The 22681-nt window shown below is 44.0% G+C and carries 19 protein-coding genes; 13 read left to right on the forward strand and 6 right to left on the reverse strand.

Annotated features, from left to right (window positions below; genetic code table 11):
• Positions 1-766: 766 nt before the first annotated feature.
• Positions 767-2854 carry a TonB-dependent receptor gene (locus JMY00_RS00930; RefSeq protein ID WP_201578750.1) on the reverse strand — a complete coding sequence of 696 codons (2088 nt, stop codon included), beginning with the start codon at positions 2852-2854 and terminating at the stop codon, positions 767-769.
• A gap of 495 nt (positions 2855-3349) precedes the next feature.
• On the opposite strand from JMY00_RS00930, the gene JMY00_RS00935 reads away from it, so the two are divergent.
• The 5 genes from JMY00_RS00935 to JMY00_RS00955 all read left to right on the forward strand — a co-directional run bounded on the left by JMY00_RS00935 (position 3350) and on the right by JMY00_RS00955 (position 7856).
• Positions 3350-3625 (forward strand): Trp family transcriptional regulator, encoded by a 276-nt coding sequence (locus JMY00_RS00935; protein ID WP_201578751.1) that lies wholly within the window; start codon positions 3350-3352, stop codon positions 3623-3625.
• 87 nt (positions 3626-3712) lie between these two features.
• Positions 3713-5131 carry an anthranilate synthase component I family protein gene (locus JMY00_RS00940; RefSeq protein WP_201578752.1) on the forward strand — a complete coding sequence of 473 codons (1419 nt, stop codon included), beginning with the start codon at positions 3713-3715 and terminating at the stop codon, positions 5129-5131.
• A 72-nt stretch (positions 5132-5203) separates the two neighbouring features.
• Positions 5204-5851, forward strand: coding sequence for an aminodeoxychorismate/anthranilate synthase component II (locus JMY00_RS00945; RefSeq protein WP_201578753.1), 648 nt, complete (start codon positions 5204-5206; stop codon positions 5849-5851).
• Between the two features lie 6 nt (positions 5852-5857).
• On the forward strand, positions 5858-6604 hold the full coding sequence (locus tag JMY00_RS00950; RefSeq protein ID WP_201578754.1) for a lysozyme inhibitor LprI family protein: 747 nt from the start codon (positions 5858-5860) through the stop codon (positions 6602-6604).
• Between the two features lie 298 nt (positions 6605-6902).
• Positions 6903-7856 (forward strand): EamA family transporter, encoded by a 954-nt coding sequence (locus tag JMY00_RS00955; RefSeq protein WP_201548183.1) that lies wholly within the window; start codon positions 6903-6905, stop codon positions 7854-7856.
• 113 nt (positions 7857-7969) lie between these two features.
• Here JMY00_RS00955 and JMY00_RS00960 read toward each other — a convergent pair whose 3' ends face one another.
• The 4 genes from JMY00_RS00960 to JMY00_RS00975 all read right to left on the reverse strand — a co-directional run bounded on the left by JMY00_RS00960 (position 7970) and on the right by JMY00_RS00975 (position 11770).
• Positions 7970-8713, reverse strand: a complete 744-nt coding sequence (locus JMY00_RS00960; protein WP_201578755.1) for an amino acid ABC transporter ATP-binding protein — start codon at positions 8711-8713, stop codon at positions 7970-7972.
• A gap of 241 nt (positions 8714-8954) precedes the next feature.
• Positions 8955-9698: an amino acid ABC transporter permease gene (locus JMY00_RS00965; RefSeq protein WP_057762590.1), complete on the reverse strand. Its 744-nt coding sequence runs from the start codon at positions 9696-9698 to the stop codon at positions 8955-8957.
• Between the two features lie 14 nt (positions 9699-9712).
• On the reverse strand, positions 9713-10549 hold the full coding sequence (locus JMY00_RS00970) for an amino acid ABC transporter substrate-binding protein (protein WP_057761253.1): 837 nt from the start codon (positions 10547-10549) through the stop codon (positions 9713-9715).
• Between the two features lie 447 nt (positions 10550-10996).
• A complete protein-coding gene (locus JMY00_RS00975) occupies positions 10997-11770 on the reverse strand; it encodes a UTRA domain-containing protein (RefSeq protein ID WP_201578756.1) in 774 nt (257 codons plus the stop codon).
• Between the two features lie 347 nt (positions 11771-12117).
• Between JMY00_RS00975 and hutU the strand changes: the two genes are divergently transcribed.
• From hutU to hutI, 4 genes are all read left to right on the forward strand, one after another.
• Positions 12118-13836, forward strand: coding sequence for a urocanate hydratase (gene hutU / locus JMY00_RS00980; RefSeq protein ID WP_240990610.1), 1719 nt, complete (start codon positions 12118-12120; stop codon positions 13834-13836).
• Between the two features lie 62 nt (positions 13837-13898).
• The gene (gene hutH, locus JMY00_RS00985; protein ID WP_201578757.1) at positions 13899-15461 is read left to right on the forward strand and encodes a histidine ammonia-lyase; all 1563 of its coding nucleotides are present in this window, start codon (positions 13899-13901) and stop codon (positions 15459-15461) included.
• Between the two features lie 23 nt (positions 15462-15484).
• Positions 15485-16549, forward strand: coding sequence for a formimidoylglutamase (gene hutG, locus JMY00_RS00990; RefSeq protein ID WP_201578758.1), 1065 nt, complete (start codon positions 15485-15487; stop codon positions 16547-16549).
• 47 nt (positions 16550-16596) lie between these two features.
• Positions 16597-17937 carry an imidazolonepropionase gene (hutI, locus tag JMY00_RS00995; protein ID WP_201578759.1) on the forward strand — a complete coding sequence of 447 codons (1341 nt, stop codon included), beginning with the start codon at positions 16597-16599 and terminating at the stop codon, positions 17935-17937.
• 114 nt (positions 17938-18051) lie between these two features.
• On the opposite strand, the gene gdhA is transcribed toward hutI, so the two are convergent.
• Positions 18052-19398 (reverse strand): NADP-specific glutamate dehydrogenase, encoded by a 1347-nt coding sequence (gdhA, locus tag JMY00_RS01000; protein ID WP_201578760.1) that lies wholly within the window; start codon positions 19396-19398, stop codon positions 18052-18054.
• 622 nt (positions 19399-20020) lie between these two features.
• On the opposite strand from gdhA, the gene JMY00_RS01005 reads away from it, so the two are divergent.
• The 4 genes from JMY00_RS01005 to JMY00_RS01020 all read left to right on the forward strand — a co-directional run bounded on the left by JMY00_RS01005 (position 20021) and on the right by JMY00_RS01020 (position 22570).
• Entirely contained in the window at positions 20021-20383 is a 363-nt protein-coding gene (locus JMY00_RS01005; RefSeq protein ID WP_010201036.1) for a roadblock/LC7 domain-containing protein, read from the forward strand.
• Between the two features lie 177 nt (positions 20384-20560).
• Positions 20561-21055: a PAS domain-containing protein gene (locus tag JMY00_RS01010; RefSeq protein ID WP_101205202.1), complete on the forward strand. Its 495-nt coding sequence runs from the start codon at positions 20561-20563 to the stop codon at positions 21053-21055.
• Between the two features lie 3 nt (positions 21056-21058).
• Complete coding sequence (locus tag JMY00_RS01015; protein ID WP_201578761.1) at positions 21059-21808, forward strand: PhnD/SsuA/transferrin family substrate-binding protein; 750 nt, start codon at positions 21059-21061, stop codon at positions 21806-21808.
• Between the two features lie 138 nt (positions 21809-21946).
• A complete protein-coding gene (locus JMY00_RS01020) occupies positions 21947-22570 on the forward strand; it encodes a hypothetical protein (protein WP_201578762.1) in 624 nt (207 codons plus the stop codon).
• Positions 22571-22681 lie beyond the last annotated feature (111 nt).

Below are 22681 nucleotides of genomic sequence, written 5' to 3' on the forward strand. Positions count from 1 at the left end.
TTGACATACGATGGTCGGATAGACGTGTCCGTAAATATATGTGTTATAAAAACATGACTAAAATATCGCCAAGAGGCTTAGCTATTGAGAGTAAACGAATAAGGGTATCTACTAAGTAGGGTTAAAAGTTTGATGACGCTGTAACTGTCATTAGCCAACGAATTAAATATTTAGCGTAAAAAAGTCTCTATAAATAGAATAGAGCAAAGGGTCATTAACTGTTCTGTAATGAACGAAACACACTTTAGCAAGATACATATAAGAATGCAAACATTAATGATAATAATTATCATTAATGTTTGCATTCTTATATTCGGTTCAGTTAACGGTTGAATTAATGCTCAATATATTTATAGAAATGCCTGATAGTTTCAGTTGTATAAGCGCTACACTGTCAAACCTTGTCGATATTTCCAATATGATAACTCGGCCAGTTAGAAACATTATGTGTCAGATTCAAAAGTTCGACGTTTACTTACTCTATGCCCGTATTCACTCACAATTATTTCCTGATAATTTGAGAGAGATAAATGAGCTCCGATGATATCTCGCTGTTGTTTAGAGTATTGGCATAGTGCTCGCATACGACTCGCATACGATTTAACTCATATGCTATTTATACGGTAGCCTCACCTTCTACCAAACGAGCAACTTAACATCTACTCTTAGATAAATCGCACTCTCAAAAATCTCGTAAAAAAAGCCAGCTCCCGTGTAAGACAGCTGACTTTATAAGTACGATTAGACTTAAATTCGATAAGCTAGATTAGAACTGATAAGTTAAAGACGTTTTGATATTACGCCCCATCTCAAAGTCAGTACGATCATCATTGATAGAGTTGCGTGACGCATGGCTCGCATAAGTCTCATCAAAGATATTGTATACACCTAGTGTAGCTTTTAAACCTTCGATTTGAGTTGGCGTATAAGTCATAAAGATATCGTGCACGTCATAGCTTGGTTTTTCGTTGTCATCACCAGCGGTATTCGGTGTCACATCAGCGACGTAAGTACTACGCCAGCCAAGCTCAGTAGTATTGGTTGGAGCGTAACCCAAGTTGACCATGTACTTATCGCCAGACTCAGAGCTACTACCACTCACAGAAGAGATATTGTAACCCGTATCCTCGCCTTTGCTACGTGCACGAGCATAGCTTATACCCATGTTGAAGTTATCTGCGCGATAGTCGGCTGATAGCTCTACACCTTTGATTTTGAAATCTTCGTCATTATTAATGACACCTTGGCAGCTGCCGTTTGTTTTTCCTGTTTCACAGTCCAAACCGACTCGGTCACCATCGGCACGTACAAACTCGATATAGTTTTCGATATTGGTTTCAAAGTACTTAGCGCTTAGTTTCAGAGAGTCATCAGCCATTGTCAGACCACGCAATGTTGTAGCAATACCGACCTCTGCATTGTCACCTTCTTCTGCTTTCAGGTCATTGTTCACATATGTACCAACACCATCGGTATTATAAATCGTTTGGCTAAGATCTGGACCGTTAAATAACTGCGTATAGCTCGCAAATAGTTGGGTGCGCGGTGCAATCTCATAGCTAGCAGCCAATGCGCCAACGACATTGTCATAAGTCTTGCCAGCTGATACATACTCTGGAGACTCATAACGGTCATAACGGATGCCTGGCGTTAAGCTAAGCTTACCCATTTGCCATTGGTCTTCTAGATACACAGAAGTATTGGTTGCTTCATCTGTACCAGCAACTGGTATAGTTGTACCTCGTTGAACACTGCTATAGTCAGATTCTTTTTTGTAATGCTCAACCCCAGCGATTAACTTATGAACCCCTGGTACACCGTTAATGATACTGCTATCGATAATACTGGTGTTTTGTACTTTTGCGCCTGTGGTTTTGACTTCTGCATCAAACTCAAACCCAGGTACGCCATCAGAGTTACGCAAAATCTGCGTGCTGGTCTGATATACATTGGCGTCTACATTGACCAATTGGTTGGCAGGACTGTAAGCGTAGTCAAGCGCATAGGTATCGCGTTTGACTTCCTGCGGGATGATTGGGTTCCAGCCACCAGCAGGAAAATCTGGACGTAATGGGAACTTGCCTTTGTTTTCGGTACGGCTAAAGCTAGCGCCTACATGATGGTCACTACCGACATAAGCACCGGCTTTTAATAGAATGTTTTCGCCTTCGCTATCTTCCGTTTGGATTTTACGGCCTTTACCGTCTTCACCAGCGTCCGCATTGCGTTTGCCATAATAAGCCAGTAAATCAATATTTTCTGTTGGCGCACCATACACAGTAGCTGAAGTTAGCAGTTCATCATTGTTGCTAGCATAACCTGTATGCAGCTTAGCACCTACCTTTTGACCTGGCTTGAGTAAATCTGCCGCGTCGACTGTCTCAAAAGCAACCGCACCGCCGATAGCATCATTGCCTAGCGTCACTGAGTTATTGCCCACTGATACTTCTGCTTGTTTTAGCAGATCTGGATCAATAGTGACATCACCCATATGGTAGAACAACGCGCCTTCTTGACGTGCGCCATCAATCGTAACTTTTAGGTTGGTATCATCAAGACCACGTACACGAATACGTTGGTTGACCGATGAAGTACCACCCACGCTTACCCCTGGCACAACGTCCAGAAAATCGCTCAAATGGCTGGCTTGTGCAGCTGGGGTGTAGTCATCTATGTAGACAGAGTCTTCTTGTACAGCGTCACGTACTGAGCTATTCGCTGTTACAGTGATCGTCTGCAATGTCGTGTTTGGCATATCTGCTGCCGTTGCGGCACTGGCAGCTTGAGTCCACAATACAGCGGCGACACCGATAGACAATACTGTCAATTGACTAGATAACTTTACTTCGCGCATAACACATTTACTCACTTTGTTTACTGTCAGAAATTAGAATGTTTAGAATTATTTTTAAGGGCTATCATCGAAAACCCTTAAAATAGTGCCTATCAGAAGATTCAACACCTTAAAAACACTCAATCATACCGTGCAAATAACATGATTAATGCTAATAATAATGATTAGCGTTTAAATAAAGAGAGGCATAATAACTAAGTATTAACAATTTGGCAATAATTAATATCATACATTCTCAATTCTAGTACTTAGTACGCCAAGTGGACGTAGCAATACAACGCAGCAACGCTTGGTACTAACTATAAATATGCTATCGAATATGACGCTGGCCACGAGTTGAATCTATATAAACAAAGCTTAAAAATCATCACGTCTATAGCAGCCTGCTATTAACTTAGCTCATCACTTGTATTTCTTGTACTACTGTACTAGAATGCTGATACAAGCCGAGAGCTTCATGGCTACCCTGGCTATTTTTGATTAAGACGACAAATTATGAGTACCGACCCTTATCACAGCTTACTGAGTCATCTGGCAAATTGTACTGATAGCGCAGATATCGAAAAGCTACTCAGTGCCCTGCTGACGGATAAAGAACAGCACGACATTGCTAACCGTATTCGTATCTTTGACTTGCTTGATCGAGGTATCACGCAGCGTGACATCTCTGAGCAACTAGGCGTTGGTATTGCTACTGTCTCTCGCGGTGCTAGAGCCATGCACAGCCATGATGTGAGTGCATTGCTTGCGACCCATAGAGAACGCGCTTAAACCTTCGATCCCAATACTTTCTACCCTTTTCCTCATTACTTTATTAATTGTTGATTGACACATATTTGAACTATTTTGGACTTTATTATGACTGCTAGTACGCCCTTACATACCCAACCTGCGCCTATCGATATCCCTAGCAAACCGCAGCGCATCAAGCTCACGCAGGATATTGATTTTTTTGCGCTATTCAAACGTATCGAAAGCGCTTCCGACACCTGTTATTTGCTCGAGTCATTGGGCGAAGACAGTCATATCTCACGCCATCATGCTATAGGCTTTGATCCTGTGACCACCATCGCTGCTATTGACCGTAATACGCTCGCTATTACTGATAACAGAACGGCTGAAACGACTCGTTATCAAACTGACAATCCTTATCAATTGCTTCGCGCCATCACGCCGCAGCACGTCATTGCTCGCGATCAAAGCGGTGGTCTCGTCGGTTATTTGGGCTATGACTGCGTGAATTTTTTTGAGCAAAGCCTGACAGCCAAAGCCAGTGAAGACTTTGAGCCGTTCAAATTTGGCGTGTATTTAGATGGATTGACCCTAGATAAGATGACTGGGGAGATTTTCTACTTTTATTACCCAACTGCTCAACAAGAAAACCGCATCGAGCAAATCAAAGCCCTACTCGATGAGCCAACGCCTAGTTATGAAGCGCCTAAAGTTGAATTTTTAGGTGACGGTATGAGCCAAGAAGAGCATGCCAATGTCGTCATGCAAGTCAAAGAAGACATCATCGCTGGGCGTATTTTTCAATGCGAGGTAGGCTTTAAATCTAAATATCGTATTGCCGGTGACAAGATGCCGATTTATGAAAAGCTGCGTGCCGTCAATCCATCGCCGCATATGTACTTTATGAAATTTGCTCAGCAGTGCATCATTGGCGCTTCTCCTGAGTTATTATTCCGCTTGCGCCAAGGTGAAATGGAAACCTATCCACTCGCAGGCACTGCAAAACGCGGCGTCGATGTGATAGAGGATCGTAAGCTTGCCCGCGCCTTGCTCAACGATGACAAAGAAATTGCCGAGCACAATATGCTGGTCGACCTACATCGTAATGATATTGGCCGTGTGGCAAGATTTGGTACGGTAAAAGTACGTAGCTTGATGGATATCAAACGCTTCTCTCACGTGCAGCATATTTCTTCTGAGATCGTTGGTATCCTGCATCCTAACGAAGATATGTTTAGTGCGCTTGCCAGCAATTTCCCCGCTGGTACTCTATCAGGCGCACCTAAAGTAGAAGCTATTAAGGTGATTAATGAGCTAGAGCCAGATGGTCGCGGTGCTTATGGCGGTGCATTAGGCTCGTTCAATTTCAATGGTGACTGTATCTTTGCCATTCCAATTCGCAGTCTGTTTATCAATGGCGAGTCTGCTTACGCCCAAACTTGCGGTGGTAACGTTTACGACTCAAACCCAGCTGATGAGTACTTAGAGATTCAGCGTAAACTATCGGCGATGAAAGTCGTGTTAGATAGCTTTATGCAATCATAATTGAAGCCAAACGTACTGCATAAATTGACCATATTTTACCTAGCACTATTTTTACAAAAGAGTTTATGACCCATGAATGTTTTAATTATTGATAACTACGACTCGTTTACCTTTAATCTCTACCAATACGTGGGCGAGATTTTGCAAACCTTAGACAGTGATAAAGAAGCCAGCGTCATCGTTAAGCGCAATAACGAAATAACCCTAACAGATGTGCAAGCGATGAATCTTGATAGAATCATTATTTCACCTGGCCCTGGCTCCCCTGACGATCCCGCGTACTTTGGCATCTGTGCAGAGGTCATTGAAACACTAGGCAAAACAGTGCCACTACTGGGCGTCTGCCTAGGTATGCAAGGCATTGCTCATGTATTTGGCGGTGATGTGGTACGCGCCAGTGTGCCGATGCATGGCAAAGTCTCATCGATTCGCCATGATAACTCAGGTATCTATCAAGGCTTACCACAAGAGCTTGAGATCATGCGCTATCACTCACTGGTGGTAAAAGCCGACACCATCCCAAGCTGTCTGACGATTACCTCAGTAGTCTCCAATGACAGCCGTGCTGAATTGAGCTTTGCTGAATCAGCGTTGACTGGTGATGAAATTATGGGACTGGCGCACAAAGAGTACCCAATCCAAGGCGTACAGTTTCACCCTGAGTCTTTTGCCACTGAAGGCGCTAAGCGATTGCTGAGTAATTTCTTGCTACAGGTATAAATCTATATGTCTGTCTCCATATTTAGCTCAAGCCTAAAGACTTCCAGCTTACTCAGACATACTGCATTGCTCTTGAGCTTAACGCTAGTGACGTCTGTCAGCTCGGCTGTAGCACCTGTACAGGCAAACTTTACAATGGGCATGGACATCCAAGGCCAACGTCTTAACCTTTATGAGAGCTGTGCAGAAGGGAGCGTCACTTGCAACAATATGCTACTGGTCGCTCCCGATTTAGTACGACTATTGCAAACAACACCAGAACCTAGTAAGTTGCCCTATGCTGTCAAATACTACTCTGCGCAAACCAAGCATAGCTTATGTAAAGATGGCGTAACCCCGTGTCGATTTCAGGGTTATACCTTTGAGGGCGAAGATTTTGATGGGTTTATAAATACATTAAACCATGAAATATCTATAAGAAGTAAATGGACAGTCGATACCTATAGTGCTACCTACAAAGAAAACGAGACTTATCTGCCATTAGCTTCACAAGCTGCTCTGATTGATCAGATATATAAAACGTCTGATAAAGCATTGAATGAAAGCTACAGAGTAACGCGAAATGAAGTCAGACGCCTGTACGGTGAAGATATGGCGGCTGATCTTAAAAAAGAGCAGACTCAGTGGATAAAACAGCGCTCAAAAAATTGCGGAGCTGATACGGATCACCTGCCAAGAACCCAAGTGGAAAAAGTGTGCTTTATTCAGCGAAATGCTCTCCGAGAGCAAACATTCTTTTTATGGATTGATTAACAGAGACTATAGAAAGAAAAAATGGTGCGAACACGAATATGATATGAGCCAATTATTCGATATTGTTTAGGTTATTTAGCAAACGCTAGCCATTTTTCAGCAATTTGAATAACTATTGATTGAATTTAGCACACGACCTAGTAGCCACTTATTATCTTTTAGTGATAGACTCAAAAGAACAAACAAAAGACAGCCTTTAATCAGGTTGTCTTTTCTTATTTCAGTATTGCTTGGAGAGATTGTATCAATAGCAATCTTAAAAAACCTTGTGTCACTTAGATCGTAAGAAGAGAACAGTATGGCAAACATTGACAACGGAATGACGAACCATTCGCATCAATCATGGCTAGGCACCATTCAAATCATTACGGCTGCTATTTGCTGGGGTACGTTGGGTATATTCTCGACTTACCTAAACCAAATTGGATTTAGTGGTTGGCAAGTAACCATATTACGCATCGTCACGGCGGCCTTTATCATTTTAGCCATGCTACCAAAACTATGGCCACACCTTATCAAATTACAGCCAAAACAGTGGCTTGGACTGGCGATGCAGTCATTGATAGGTGTCCTTGGCATGTCGGTCTGCTACTTTTTTGCGGTCAGTTATGTTGGTGCTGGCCCTGCCGTTGCATTGCTCTATACCGCACCCGTATTTAGTTTATTGTTCTCGAAGTTCTTACTGAGTGAGTCCATCACTCGTAAATCAGTGTTACTGGCATTGATGGCGGTGTTTGGTGTGGGATTGACCATGTTAGGTGAGCAAGCAAAAGTTAACTGGGGGATTTTACTCGGTCTATCAGCAGGGATGTGTTATTCGTTATATGGCGTATTGGGTAAGCGTGCGATGCATTACGCTCACCCTGCCCCTCTGGTATTTTTCACTTCCATTATCATTAGTGCTGGCGTACTACTGCTCTTACCTGAAACCTATAACACTTATGAGCAGCTATTGAGTCTGCCCTTAATGACTTGGGGCTACGTTTTAGGATTATCACTGCTGGGAACCGTCGTGCCATTTGGGCTATATATGAAAGCATTGGAAAAGCTGCCCGCCACTCGTGCATCGGTATTTACGATTTTCGAACCGTTAACTGCGATTGCGCTCGCGATGCTATTACTACATCAATCTTTGTCTTGGATTCAATATCTAGGCGTAGCGCTTATTTTGCTGGCGGCTTTATTAAATGCTGTGTTAAACGGTACTGCTACTCGTGTACCTCGCTGGTTAAAACAACGACAAAGGGCATAGTTTACTGTCTGTCCATTTGAGATACGTCCCATTTATTTCGATAAAAAAATCCCCAACCATGGCATCATGATTGGGGATTTTTTGTTTCTTCGTTTACTTAAAAACAAGCGTTTTTACTGCTCAATACGTTGCAAAAATGCCTGCGTACGAGGATGCTTTGAGTCTTCAAACAGCTGCTTGGCACTGCCTTCTTCGACCACATAACCATCTTCAATCAGTACAACATGATCGGCAACGTCACGAGCAAAGTTGATTTCATGTGTCACCACGACCATTGTCCAACCTTCAGAGGCGAGCTGCTTCATCGTCTCAAGCACATCCTGTACCAACTCTGGATCCAGCGCAGAGGTTGGCTCATCAAACAGTAACAATGACGGCTCAATAGCCAGCGCACGAGCAATACCAATACGCTGCTGCTGACCACCAGATAGCTGGAAAGGATAGAGATCCGCTTTGTCCGACAGTCCAACTTTCTCAAGTAGTACCAGTGCCTGCTCACGGGCTTGTACTTTGCTCTGCCCTTGTACCACTGTAGGCCCAAGCATCAAGTTTTCTATGGCTGTCTTATGTGGAAACAAATTATAAGACTGAAACACCATACCTGACTTACGCTGTAAGGCTAATAGCGTTTTTTTGCTTGGCTTAGTCGCAAAGTCGACACTCAAGCTATCGTCATCAAAAGCAATCACACCTTGGTCAGGAATCTCTAACGCATTTAAACAACGCAAAAAAGTGGTTTTACCCGATCCTGAAGGTCCTAATATTACGACCACTTTGCCTTTGTTAATGGTCAAGTCGATGCCTTTTAACACCTGATTGCCACCAAAGGCTTTATGAATATTAGTGACTTTGATCATAAAAATTCCTGTTGTACTAGGGCGTGTCATCAATTAGCCCATTCAATCATTTAACGGTCTTAAAATGGCTAAATCTTATCAAATATCGTCAAAAATATTGTGAATATACCTATATTCTCTACAGTTTTTTCCTCATTTGACTACTATTTATCTCATTTTAAGCCTAGCTATCTAAATGATGACACGCCCTAGTCTATATTTACGAGTGTCTATTGAGCCATAACTTATTTTACTACGTAGCTTATTTTGCCACATAACGGTCTAGCCGAGTTTCAAGCTTGCCTTGGATAAAGGTCAAGAACAGACAGATACCCCAGTAGATAATCGCCGCTTCTGTATAGACCAGCATAAACTCATAGTTACGAGCTGTGATAATCTGCGCTTGTTTGAATAGCTCAGTGACCAGTACCAGTGAAGCAAGTGAGGTATCTTTTACCAGACTGATAAAGGTATTAGACAACGGCGGCACCGACACTCGAAGCGCCTGCGGTAAAATCACATGACGAAAAGTCTGTAGATACGTCAAGCCGACCGTTGAGCCTGCTTCCCACTGCCCTTTTGGTATTGATAAAATCGAAGCACGCACTGTCTCCGATGCATACGCACCGATGTTCAATGAGAATGCAATAATCGCTGAGGGAAAGGGATCCAGCTTCACCCCGACACTTGGCAGACCATAAAAAATAATAAACAGCTGAACCAGCATCGGTGTACCGCGAATGGCGGACACATAGACGCGAGCGAGCCGATAGATGATTTCATGAAACCAAGTAGCACGCGGAATGATACGAATCAATGCCACTGTCAGTGCAATGGCCATACCAATCGCAAATGAGATCAATGCCAACGGTATCGAATAATAGATACCGCCTTTGAGCATTGGCCAAAACGACGAGATGACAATCTGCGCTCGATCAGGACTCATAAATGGCAATACTGCCAATAAGTCCGCGAACCATGATGTAGACATTACAGAAGCTGACATGATAGAAACTGACATTATTTTTGTTGACTTATATCAGCACCAAAGAACTGTTCACTAAGCTTAGTTAGCGTGCCTTCAGCCGCCAATTCAGCCATCGCTTCATCCAGTTTCGCTACAACTTCATCATCACCTTTGATAAGCACTAGGCCTGAACCACGTAACTCACTAGCAGGTGCAGTCAGTTTAATCTCAAGATCAGAATCTGGGAATTTCTTTAGATAATCCAATACCGCCAGATTGTCATTCATCGTAAAGTCAGCACGATCTTGCTTTACTAATTGAATCGCTTGCGCCATACCATCGACAGGAACGATCTCTGCACCGTAACGCTCTGCAAGCTCACCGTAGTTACTGCTAAGTGATTGCGCAGTACGTAGACCTTTTAGACCTTCCCACGAGCTATAACGGTTGTCATCAGTAGGTGCCAATACAACCGCACCTGACCAGCTATAAGCCATTGCTTTGTCATACTTTGCTTTACGCTCAGGCGTGGTCAAACTAACTTGGTTAGCCACCATATCAAAACGTTTTGAATCCAAACCAGCCAGCATCGCATCCCATTGGGTTTCTTTAAACTCAACGTCTACGCCCAGTTTATCCGCTACTGCACGCGTTACTTCAACATCATAACCCGTTAGTTTGCCGCTCTCATCATGGTATGTGAACGGAGGATAAGTACCCTCTGTACCGACGTTGATAGTGCCGCCGTTGTTGATACGTTGTAGCAAATCAGAACCGCCTGTTGCAGCGCTGTCAGTTGCACTGGTATCGGCTTCGTTGGTAGTAGATTGACCACAAGCGGCAAGGAACATGGTGCTGGCGGCAAGGGCTAAAAGAGTACGACGTTTCATAAGACGTCCTTATAAGAGTGAATGAATAAAGTAAAAACGCATAATGTTAATAAGACACACAGCACTAATAAAATATACGGTGCTAATAAATAGGGCAAGCCGACACAGAAGAACAATATAAGCTCCTCTATGATATTCGGCTTTGGTTGCCCGATTTGAGGCTATTTGGGCTATTTTTCAATACTGTTTCTATATTATATTTTAATTTTTAACGATTGTTCAAATATTCTGGCGAGTTTAATTAACGCTAATTGCTATCTTATTAAATAGCAGCTTATGGATATAGTATCTCACTTTAGACAGAAAAACGTACAAAATCAGTGAGCATACGTAAGCTATAGTCAGTTCAATATAATTTCGATACAAGGAAACCGAGTGCAAGTTATATATTAGTATGCTTAGCGAGGATGACGATGTAGCGGATTTATATAGGCTTGACTATATCTGCTACAACTCGCCTGAGAACTGATAGCGATCTCCCGCATGCCACATTTTGACGAAAGTAACAACTTGGCCAGCTGAATAGGTCTGCCGACGCAGCACAAGCGTTGGTGACTGCGGCGCAATTTGCAAAAACTCAGCAATCTCATCAGGGGCTGCCAATGCTCGGATGGTATAGCTGCCACTCTCTAGAGGACTTTTGGCAATTAAATAATCACTGGTATTGACCACACTAAAATCCTGGTCGATAAATTTCGGCACTTTTTTGGCATCGACCCAACGTTCTTCAAACTGTATGGGCTGACCATCGGCAAAGTGAATGATTTTTACTTCATACAGAAGAGCTTCATCACTAGCGTCTGTCTGAGCACTTGCGTTAACAGGCACAGACTCTTTATCAATCACAACCCCTTTATCAATACCAAACTTACGACGCAGCTCATTATCGAGCATATCAGCCGTAATAGCACGCTTACTCACGACCTGTGCCTCATAATCACGATTGGCAGACTTTAAATCCTCAGCGATGTTGCGTACCTCAACAAAGGTATGATTGAACTGCTGCTGCGCGACAAACGTGCCCGACCCTTGTCGACGCTCTAGTACCCGCTCCTCGCTCAGCTCTTTTAGCGCACGGTTGACCGTCATTCGTGACACACCAAATTCTTCAGCCAGTGCCATTTCTGTCGAAATCGCATTGCCTGCCTGCCACTTACCAGAATGAATATTGTCTAGTATGGCGTTTTTTATGCGTTGATACGCCGGAATTGTCTTTGTCATATCCGCCTTTAACCGTCAGTTTTGCTAATAGGAATGACCACATAATATCACGAGACCACCGTGCAAGCCTTAGTCAAAATGTCTGAGCGTTTAGTCTCGACCGAGTGAATAACAAAAATAATGCGTCCATAAATAAAAAAACCTTGCATGAAAAAAGTATCTTTGATAATTTGTATATACAACTTTACAGCAGTGCTAGAAAATTTGCTTTATCGATTCGATATTTTTATGAATTTAGATGAATACTTAGTAGTAGATAAATACTTAGTAAATGAATATCTAGACTGACTGTAAGACACTTACTCTGATGACTTTATCGCCCTATTCGCTATCACAAGGATATGATCATGACTACTGACAATGGAACCAACAAAGAGACTAAGCTGACTCGCCGTGATGAGAGCCGTAATATTGCTGCGCCTACTGGTAGCACGCTACATTGCAAAAGCTGGCTGACCGAAGCACCTTATCGTATGCTGCAAAACAACCTGCATCCTGATGTGGCAGAAAACCCAAAAAGCCTGGTCGTCTACGGTGGTATCGGACGCGCAGCCCGTAACTGGGAAAGCTATGATCAAATCTTAGAATCACTAAAAGAATTAGAAGATGATGAGACGTTGCTAGTACAGTCTGGTAAACCAGTCGGCGTGTTTCAAACACACGAAAACGCACCGCGTGTCTTGATTGCTAACTCCAACCTTGTACCGCGCTGGGCAACGTGGGAGCACTTCAACGAGCTCGATCGCAAAGACCTATTTATGTATGGTCAAATGACTGCAGGTAGCTGGATTTATATCGGCACGCAAGGCATCGTTCAAGGTACGTATGAGACTTTTGTGGAGGCGGGTCGTCAGCATTATGACGGTAGCTGGGCGGGTCGTTGGATTTTGACCGCTGGTCTAGGCGGTATGGGCGGCGCACAGCCATTAGCTGCTACCTTTGCAGGTGCGACTTCGTTAAACATCGAGTGTCAGCAGTCTAGCATCGATTTCCGTTTGCGCACGGGTTATGTCGACAAGCAAGCAGACGATCTTGACCATGCTTATGAGTTAATCAAACAACATACGGACGCGGGCGAAGCCGTCTCTATTGCTCTACTTGGTAATGCCGCAGATATCTTGCCTGAGATGGTCAAGCGTGCTAATGCTGGCGGTATGAAGCCTGACTTGGTCACCGATCAAACCTCAGCGCATGACTTGATCAATGGCTATCTACCAAGCGGTTGGACAGTAGAGGAATGGAAAGCTGCTCAAGAAGATCCAGAGCAACATGCAGCACTGACCAAAGCCGCTGCTCAGTCTTGTGCCGTACACGTCCAAGCGATTTTAGACTTGCAAGCGATGGACATTCCAGCGACTGATTACGGTAATAATATCCGTCAGGTCGCTTTTGATGAAGGGGTCAAAGATGCCTTTAATTTCCCAGGTTTTGTCCCTGCGTATATTCGTCCGCTATTTTGCCAAGGTAAAGGTCCATTCCGCTGGGTAGCGCTATCGGGTGATCCAGAAGATATCTATAAGACTGATCAAAAAATTAAAGAGCTATTCCCTGAAAATAAACATATCCATCGCTGGTTAGATATGGCAAAGGAACGTATTCAATTCCAAGGTTTGCCTGCCCGTATCTGCTGGTTAGGGCTTGGTGAACGTGACAAAGCAGGTTTGGCATTTAATGAAATGGTCAAAAACGGCGAGCTAAAAGGCCCGATCGTTATTGGTCGTGATCACTTAGACACGGGTTCTGTCGCTAGTCCAAACCGCGAAACAGAGAGCATGAAAGATGGTTCAGATGCGGTATCTGATTGGGCGCTATTGAACGGTATGCTCAATGTCGCAGGCGGCGCAACTTGGGTATCACTACATCATGGCGGCGGTGTCGGCATGGGCTATTCGCAGCATTCAGGTATGGTCATCGTCGCGGATGGCACGGACGCCGCGGCCAAACGCTTATCGCGAGTACTTGTCAATGATTGCGGCTCAGGCGTCATGCGTCACGCCGATGCAGGTTATGAGTTGGCCATTAAAACAGCGAAAGACTATGGTCTAAATCTGCCAATGATCAAATAATTCGAAACATTCTACTTTATAAAAATAAATAGCCAGATAACTATGCAACTAGGATTACCCCTATGAACAACATCAAAAAACTAACCCTACATCCTCGCCAGCTTAGCTTTAAAATGCTACGTGATATCTACGAGCAGCCTGTCGTATTGACACTGCCTGAGAGTGCTTATGAAGCGATAGACGCCTCGCACGAAGATGTACGTACCATCATTGCACGAGACAAAAGCGCTTATGGTATCAATACTGGTTTTGGCCTACTTGCTAAGACACGTATCAGTGATGATCAACTTGAGCTACTTCAGCGTAACCTGATCGTTTCTCACTCAGTGGGTACTGGTGAAGCGTTGCCAGACGGCGTGGTGCGACTGATTATGGTGATGAAAGTCGCCAGTCTGGCGCAAGGTGTCTCTGGTGTACGCCGCGAAGTGGTTGATAGTTTACTTGCCTTAATCAACAATCAAATCACACCCAATATCCCAGCCAAAGGTTCAGTTGGTGCCTCTGGTGACTTAGCGCCATTATCACATATGACACTTGCAATGATGGGCGAAGGTGATGTGTTTGTTGACGGTAAAAAAATGCCTGCCGCTGACGCTCTAGCCCAGCATGGACTTGAGCCTATTACTCTTGCAGCCAAAGAAGGCCTTGCACTGATCAACGGTACGCAAGTATCAACCGCATTGGCATTACGGGGTTATTTTTTAGCGCGTGATTTGCTTGAGACCGCCACCATTGTCGGCTCACTGTCGATTGATGCAGCAAAAGGCTCGGACTCACCATTTGATGCGCGTATTCACGAAGTACGTGGCCATCACGGCCAAATTGAAATCGCCAAAGCACACCGTCAATTAATCAAAGGTAGCGCTATTCGTGCTTCACACGATGGCGAGCAAGACGATAGAGTGCAAGATCCTTACTGCCTGCGTTGTCAGCCGCAGGTCATGGGTGCCTGCCTTGATATCATCAACCAAGCAGGTAAAACCTTATTAATCGAATCCAATGCCGTAACTGACAATCCACTTATATTTAATAACGAAGATGGGCCCGTCGCCATATCAGGCGGCAACTTCCATGCTGAGCCAGTCGCTTTTGCCGCTGATATTTTAGCCTTGGCAATCGCTGAGATTGGCTCTATGTCTGAGCGTCGTGTGGCCTTGCTGATCGATGCGACGCTATCAGGTGGTCTGCCGCCATTCTTGGTTGATAATGCTGGAGTCAACTCAGGCTTTATGATTGCTCATGTGACCGCCGCAGCACTGGCGTCAGAAAACAAATCTATCGCCCATCCTGGTAGCGTCGATAGCATCCCGACTTCTGCCAACCAAGAAGACCATGTGTCTATGGCGACCTATTGCGCACGCCGCCTATATGAGATGGCGCAAAACACTGCGACCATCATTGGCATTGAGTTATTAGCTGCTGGTCAAGGCATCGACTTCCATCGCGGACTAGAGACCTCAGAGCCGTTGACTGTGGCGCATCGAAAACTACGTGAGCAAGTGACTTTCTACGATAAAGATCGCTATCTAGCCCCTGATATCGAAGCAGCTAAGCAATTGGTATTAGACGGTACGCTTGCTGAACATTGGCAAGAACTACGCAGCGATTGGTACGAGTCTAAATAAATATAGATGGGCGGAGAGCAGTGATGACAATAGCGAGAACAACAACAACAACAACGAATACCACACGTATTAGCTATACACCTGCTGATATGACCCAGTGGACAGGACGTGCAGAGCCATTTGAGACTGTGCGTGCCCGCTATTGGTATCAACTTGCTCAGCCTTACGAGGATCAAAATATTGGGCTAATTGGCTTTGCATGTGACCAAGGGGTCAGACGTAATCAAGGCCGCATGGGTGCTAGAGCTGCTCCGCCATTGATTCGTCGAGCTTTTGCTACGCTGCCAGTCATCGCTGATTTACAACAACGTTTTGATAGTCAATTATCAACTTTATTGGGTGATGCTGGTGACATTCATTGTGATGATAATGATGGCCTTGCCGAGAGCACCCTTGAGCAAGCTCAGATTAAATATGCTGATGCAGTGAGCACTATCGTCAAGCAAGGTGGATTACCCATCGGACTTGGTGGTGGTCATGCCATTGCTTATGGTAGTTTTTTGGGATTATGGCAGGCCTTAGAAAATACAAGCGATACAGCTATCAGCACAAACACAGCGCCTACTATTGGGATTATTAATTTTGATGCTCATCTTGATATTCGTCAGTCGGATGTAGCGACTTCTGGGACACCATTTCGCCAGATTGCCGAGCATCTTGACGCACATGGTCAACCCTTTCATTATTGCTGTATTGGCGTCAGTCGGTTCTCTAATACGGCAGCTCTCTTTGATCGTGCTGAGCAATTGGGTGTGCATGTCATCAGTGATGAAGACTGTCATTATCAGCCTTGGGATACACTTGCTGAGCGGGTCAAAAGCTTTGTAGATCAGGTCGATACAATATATCTAACCATCGATATGGACTGCTTACCATCTAGTGTCGTCCCAGGTGTGAGCGCACCTGCCGCCTTTGGCATTGAGCTGGGTTTCGTTGAGCGTATGGTCAAAACCATCATGGCATCAGGCAAAGTAAAAATGGCAGACATTGCTGAGATTAACCCTGCTTTTGACGTTGATAGTCGTAGCTGCAAAGTTGCTGCGCGCTTACTAGCCACTATTATAGAGCAGCACTTACTTAGCGCTTAGATCTTGCCAACAAAGATCACCGACTTCACAAAAATCAGGAGCATATTATGAATGAATCAAAGAATTCTGTATTGAAAAGCCCTACAGAACAGACGCTCGACAAATCTACTACGACATCTTTTGATCACGTTATTATTAATGCCAATATCGCCACCTTTTCAGCGCAATACGGATTTGATATTGAGACAAGTGATGATGGAGATGAACACGCTGATAGCATCCCATACGGACAACTACTAAACGCGGCTATCGGTATTAAAAGTGGCAAAGTCGCTTGGGTTGGTACACAGGATCAAATCACTGCTCACTTGCCTAAATATCAAGCTAGCCAAATCACAGATGTAGATGGTAAATGGATAACCCCAGGGCTTATCGATTGCCATACGCATATCGTCTATGGCGGCAACCGTAGCAATGAATTTGAAGCGCGATTGCAAGGTGTCAGTTACCAAGACATTGCAGCACAAGGCGGTGGTATTGTCGCGACGGTCACTGCCACCCGCGCCGCCAGTATTGAATCGCTATTCGCACAAAGTGAAAAACGTCTACTCGCGCTTATGAAAGAAGGCGTTACCAGTATCGAAATCAAGTCTGGTTACGGCTTGGACTTGGACACTGAGCGTAAAATGCTCACGGTCGCTCGCCAACTGGGTGAAAAATACGACATTCATGTGAGCACCACTTATCTAGCAGCGCATGCCCTACCTAGTGAGTACAAAGACCATGCGGACGATTATATTGAACAAGTCTGCGAGTGGCTGCCGATTCTACATGCAGAAGGCTTAGTCGATGCGGTCGATGGTTTCTGTGAAAATATCGCTTTTAGTACAGAACAAATCAGACAAGTGTTTGAGGTAGCTCGCTCTTTAGATCTACCAGTCAAACTGCACTCTGAGCAGCTGTCCGATATAGGTGGTAGTGCCTTAGTTGCTGAGTATAAAGGCCTATCGAGCGATCATCTAGAGCACTTGTCAGAAGAAGACATCAAAAAAATGGCGGCTAGCAATACCGTTGCCGTGATATTGCCAGGGGCGTTTTATACGTTACGTGACACTAAGTTGCCACCGACTGAAGCTTTGCGCAAGCATCACGTCCCTATGGCAATTTCAACCGACTGTAACCCTGGCACCTCACCGTTAACGTCGCTTTTATTGACGATGAATATGGGCTGTACGCTATTTTACTTAACCACTGAAGAGGTTTTGGCAGGAGTTACTGTTCACGCAGCACAAGCATTGGGTCTACCTAATAAAGGAAAAATAGAAGTCGGCTGTGATGCTGATTTAGCGCTATGGGATATCACACGCCCTGCTGACTTGGCCTATCAAATGGGGTTAAATCCTATTCAAGGCATTATGATTCAAGGGAAATGGCGCGACACAATATAATCAATCTACCTTTGTTTATCTCAATTAAAAAGCCCCAACCATTCAATGATTGGGGCTTTGCTATTTGTCCATATTAACCAACCACTAAGGCTTGTTTACCACTTATAAGTAAGACTAGTTCAAAATACCAAAAGCGACCAACGCATCAGCCACACGTTTGAAGCCAACCATATTGGCACCAGCCATATAATCGACATAACCATTGTCAGTTTGACCATATTGTTCTGAAGCATTCGCAGCACTGTCGTGGATATCTTTCATAATACCTTTTAGACGCTCATCGACTTGCTCAAAGGTTTGATATTGACGGACAGAGTTTTGCGACATTTCAAGCGCAGATACTGCTACCCCGCCCGCATTAGCAGCTTTACCAGGTGCATAATGAACACGGTGCAAACGGATATAATCAATTGCTTCCGCAGTGAGTGGCATATTAGCGCCTTCCACCACATACTTCACGCCATTTTCGACCAACAATTTGGCATCAGCTTCATTGACTTCATTTTGAGTAGCGCATGGAATCGCAATATCAGCTTCAAACTGCCACGGTTTCTGTTTGGCAAGCCACTCGCCACCATAAACATCAACATACTCTGCTAAAGGCTTGTTTTGCTGCTTTTGTTTTTTGAGCCAATCAATTTTTTCTTGATTGAGACCATTTTCATCATGCAACGTCCCTTGTGAATCAGAGACAGTTATTGCCATACCACCTAGCGCACTCACCTTTTCGGCAGCATGCAATGAGACATTACCCGCCCCTGATATCAGCACCCTTTTGCCTTGAAGCGTATCGTTCTGAGCGATGAGCATGTTTTCTAAGAAGTAGACTGCACCGTAGCCAGTCGCCTCTGTACGCATCAAGCTGCCACCAAAGCCCACGCCTTTTCCAGTGATAACCCCTGTTGATTCACGCGTTAAATTCTTATACATCGCAAACATATAGCTAACTTCTCGACCACCGACGCCGATGTCACCGGCAGGCACATCCATATCTTTGCTCACGTAATGATGTAGCTCACGCATGAAAGCGTAGCAAAAACGGCGAATCTCACTGTCTGTTTTACCTTTAGGATCAAAATCTGACCCACCTTTACCGCCGCCAATCGGTAAGCCAGTTAAGGCATTTTTAAAAATTTGCTCAAAGCCTAAGAACTTCAATACGGATTGATTGACGGTAGGATGGAATCTAAGACCGCCTTTGTAAGGGCCTAGAGCATTGCAAAACTGCACACGCCAACCACGATTGACTTGTACCACGCCTTGATCATCTTCCCAATTGATACGAAAGCCAAATACCCGATCAGGCTCTACCAAACGCTCGAATACCTTTAACGTACTATATTCAGGATGCGCATCGTATAAAGGTTGAATCGTAATTGCCACCTCTTTTACTGCTTGAATGAATTCGGGCTGATGGGCATAACGTGCTTCGACTTTTTGGATGGCTTCACTGATGCTCATGTATTTCTTCCTTAGGATAAAACTGGTGATAGTAATTATTTACATCGACGCTACAACATATTGAGTAAACGAAAGGGCTATAAACGTTGATGTAAAACTGAAATCGCCCCTATACAAGATTATGTATAGAGACTGATAGGATCAAAAAAGCTGACTCAATTTGTATTTTTATAACGCATTTAGAAGTGTCAACATTTATCCCCTCATGACTGTATATCATTTTTGAGACTTATAAGTCTAGTAAATATCTTCATCATAAGAATCTATAAGCGATTTTTATTAGCTAAATTTCAGCGGCTCCGTTTGATAGCAATGATGGACATTAATCTATAGTTACAAAGAATATCTCTATTCAAAAAAATACCAAGGATCTTGCTAGGTCTTCAACCGCTCATCGACTAGACATAATAAAAAACCACCATTTTCCTCGAAAAAATAAAGATAAAGGGTAATGATTTGATGACAAAAGGCATAAAAGTCCAAAAAATTTACTTTTAATTGGGCAAATGTATATCAATATTATTAGGAAGGAATTATAATACCTTTCTTTAAACAAGGATATTTTTGACTAACTTCATTAGTTCATAAATAAAAAACCAATCACCAGTACAGAGAAAGCGATATGCGTACAGATTCATTTCAGCAGATATTGGAAGACTTAAACAGTTCATCAGCAGATGTTGAAGCATCTGCGCTAATCTCTAACGATGGTCTTATGATTGCTTCAGCTCTACCAACCGGCGTGGATGAAGATCGTGTGGGTGCTATGTCAGCAGCATTATTATCATTAGGTGACCGTGCAGGCCGCGAGTTGGCACGCGGTAGTATCGATCGCATTATGATTCAAGGCGAGAAAGGCTACGTCATCATGACCTCATCAGGCGATGAAGCCGTACTTACCATCATGGCAAAACCCAACGCCAAGCTTGGCTTGATATTCCTAGATATTAAGCGTGCTTCAGAAGCATTGGCAAAGCTCATTTGATTAGCGACTGCTTATCGAACTTATTAGCTTTTTAATCACTATAAACATAGTCGGTTCAATATAATTTGAACACAAGAAAGCCGAGTGAGAGTACTACAAGTAGTAGACTAAGCAAGGCTGACACCGTGTTCAATTTATAGAGGATTGACGATATAACGATCAACGAAGGAGATGACCATGGGTTCTCCAATCCCTGATGCACACAAACCCGATATGCCTGCTGAGCAAATCACGATGACTTATCATGATGGCACGTCACGGACTGTCTATGATACTGGTATAGAGCGCCCCTACCCAGATGGCAAACTGATTGTCTCGCGTACCAATCTCGACGGTATCATCACTCACGTCAACGACGCCTTTGTCGAAATCAGTGGCTATCATGTAGATGAATTGATTGGCCAACAGCACTATATTTTGCGTCATCCTGATATGCCAAAAGCTGCCTATAAAGACTTATGGAGTACTGCCGAGTCTGGACAAAAATGGCATGGCTATGTCAAAAACTTATGCAAAGACGGCAGTCATTATTGGGTCTATGCCACTGTGGTGCCTAACGTGCGTCGCGGTGAAACCGTCGGCTACACCTCGGTACGACGCAAACCATCACGCAGCAAAATTGAAGCGGCGATGACTCAATATGCCCAAATGAAACAAGATGAGGAAGGCTAACTCATGACGACACACAATATGTTAATCGCCCCTGATTTTTCGCCTGAGCGCTTTGCTGGCTGGCACATGTTCAATACGCTGATTCAAAAACGTGCCAACTTAAACATGCATCTCAATATCCCTGCCTCTCACGCTGAGCAAGAGCAGGTCATTGATGCTGGTGACATTCAAATCATTTATGCCAACCCTTTTGATGCAGCCACTCTCATCCGAGAGCAAGGCTATCGAGCCATTGCCCGACCTATCGGCAAGTCTGACGAGATGATCATTGCAGCCGCTGCCAATAGCACTATCAGCCGTTTGGAAGACATTCAAGCAGGGGCTACTGTCGCGATGGCTGACAACCGAGATGTCAAACTGATTGGTTTGCGATTGCTAGAAGCCGTTGATATCGAAGAATCTGATCTCAACTGGGATGTGACCGAGACCTATCAAGCGGCTGCCCGCAAAGTCATCAAAGGTGAGGCCCAAGTCGCATTTTTTTTGGCAGAGATATTTCATAGCTTTTCACGCTTGACCAAGACTCAGCTGTCAGTACTTATCGAAAGTGACTTGGCTGATATCAGTCATGTGTTACTAGTCAAAGAAGACTTTCCCGATGCACAAATCTTTCTAGAAGCCATCCTCAATTTGCACAACGATGACGATGGTAAAGAAGCCTTGGCTGAGCTTGGCATGCCTCAAGGATTTGAGCCAATGAGCGAAGAAGATGCCGAATTTATGATTGATTTGATGCAGACTTTATTGGATTAGTCGCTCAATCATTATATTGATATCAAGCGCTATTTCTCTGGATTACATCATCGCTTGTCGTATGACATCATTATCACTGAAGCAGGCTTTGTTGTACAAGCTTTGTCGTAATAATAGCGATGACAGGAGGGTATTATTATGTCTGATTCAGACCTTATCAAAGAAAATGAAAGAGTCGTGCACCGAGTATTTCGGTTTTACTCTCGTAAAGTGTTTTTGGCACCCAACAACCGTCACTTTCATGAGCAGCGTATCAATGCAGCTTTGTTATTGACGGAGAAAGAACCGCTACAGGGTGCAGTGGCTGACTTTTTTTATGGGTGCTGGTTTGATATTCCATACGATGTAAACAACCTATTTACTCGTATCAAAGATCGTTTGTATCCTCATGTCCAACAGGGCTTTCGCGATTGCATTGATAAAAAAAGATACATCCAGCGCAATAGTATGTTGGCCACTCGTTGGAGTGTGCTGATATCTCCTTCTCTCAATGAGCAAAAGCAACGACTGCGTATCAGCAGCGATGATGCCCGAGAAATCGCTAAAGACATCACCACTGAGCTGATGCAAGCGCGTGATGACGAAGACTGGTGTACGATCGAGCAAATCGAAAATGAGTTTTTTGCCCATTGTACTGCGCGCAATGATCGCCTTGCGTTTTCGCTAGTATGGTTTCGCTTGGGTAGAAGTGATTGGCAGTTCGATGCGCGCTGGGACAACTGCCAACAACATCTCGATCAAACTACAGTCAAATCCATATAAATCCGCTACATCGTCATCCTCGCTAAGCATACTAATGTATAACTTACGCTCGGTTTCCTTGTATCAAAATTATTTGAACTCAACGATATGAAAGCTTAATTTATTACTTAT

The organism is Psychrobacter sp. Pi2-52 (genome assembly GCF_904846705.1).
GTDB lineage: Bacteria > Pseudomonadota > Gammaproteobacteria > Pseudomonadales > Moraxellaceae > Psychrobacter.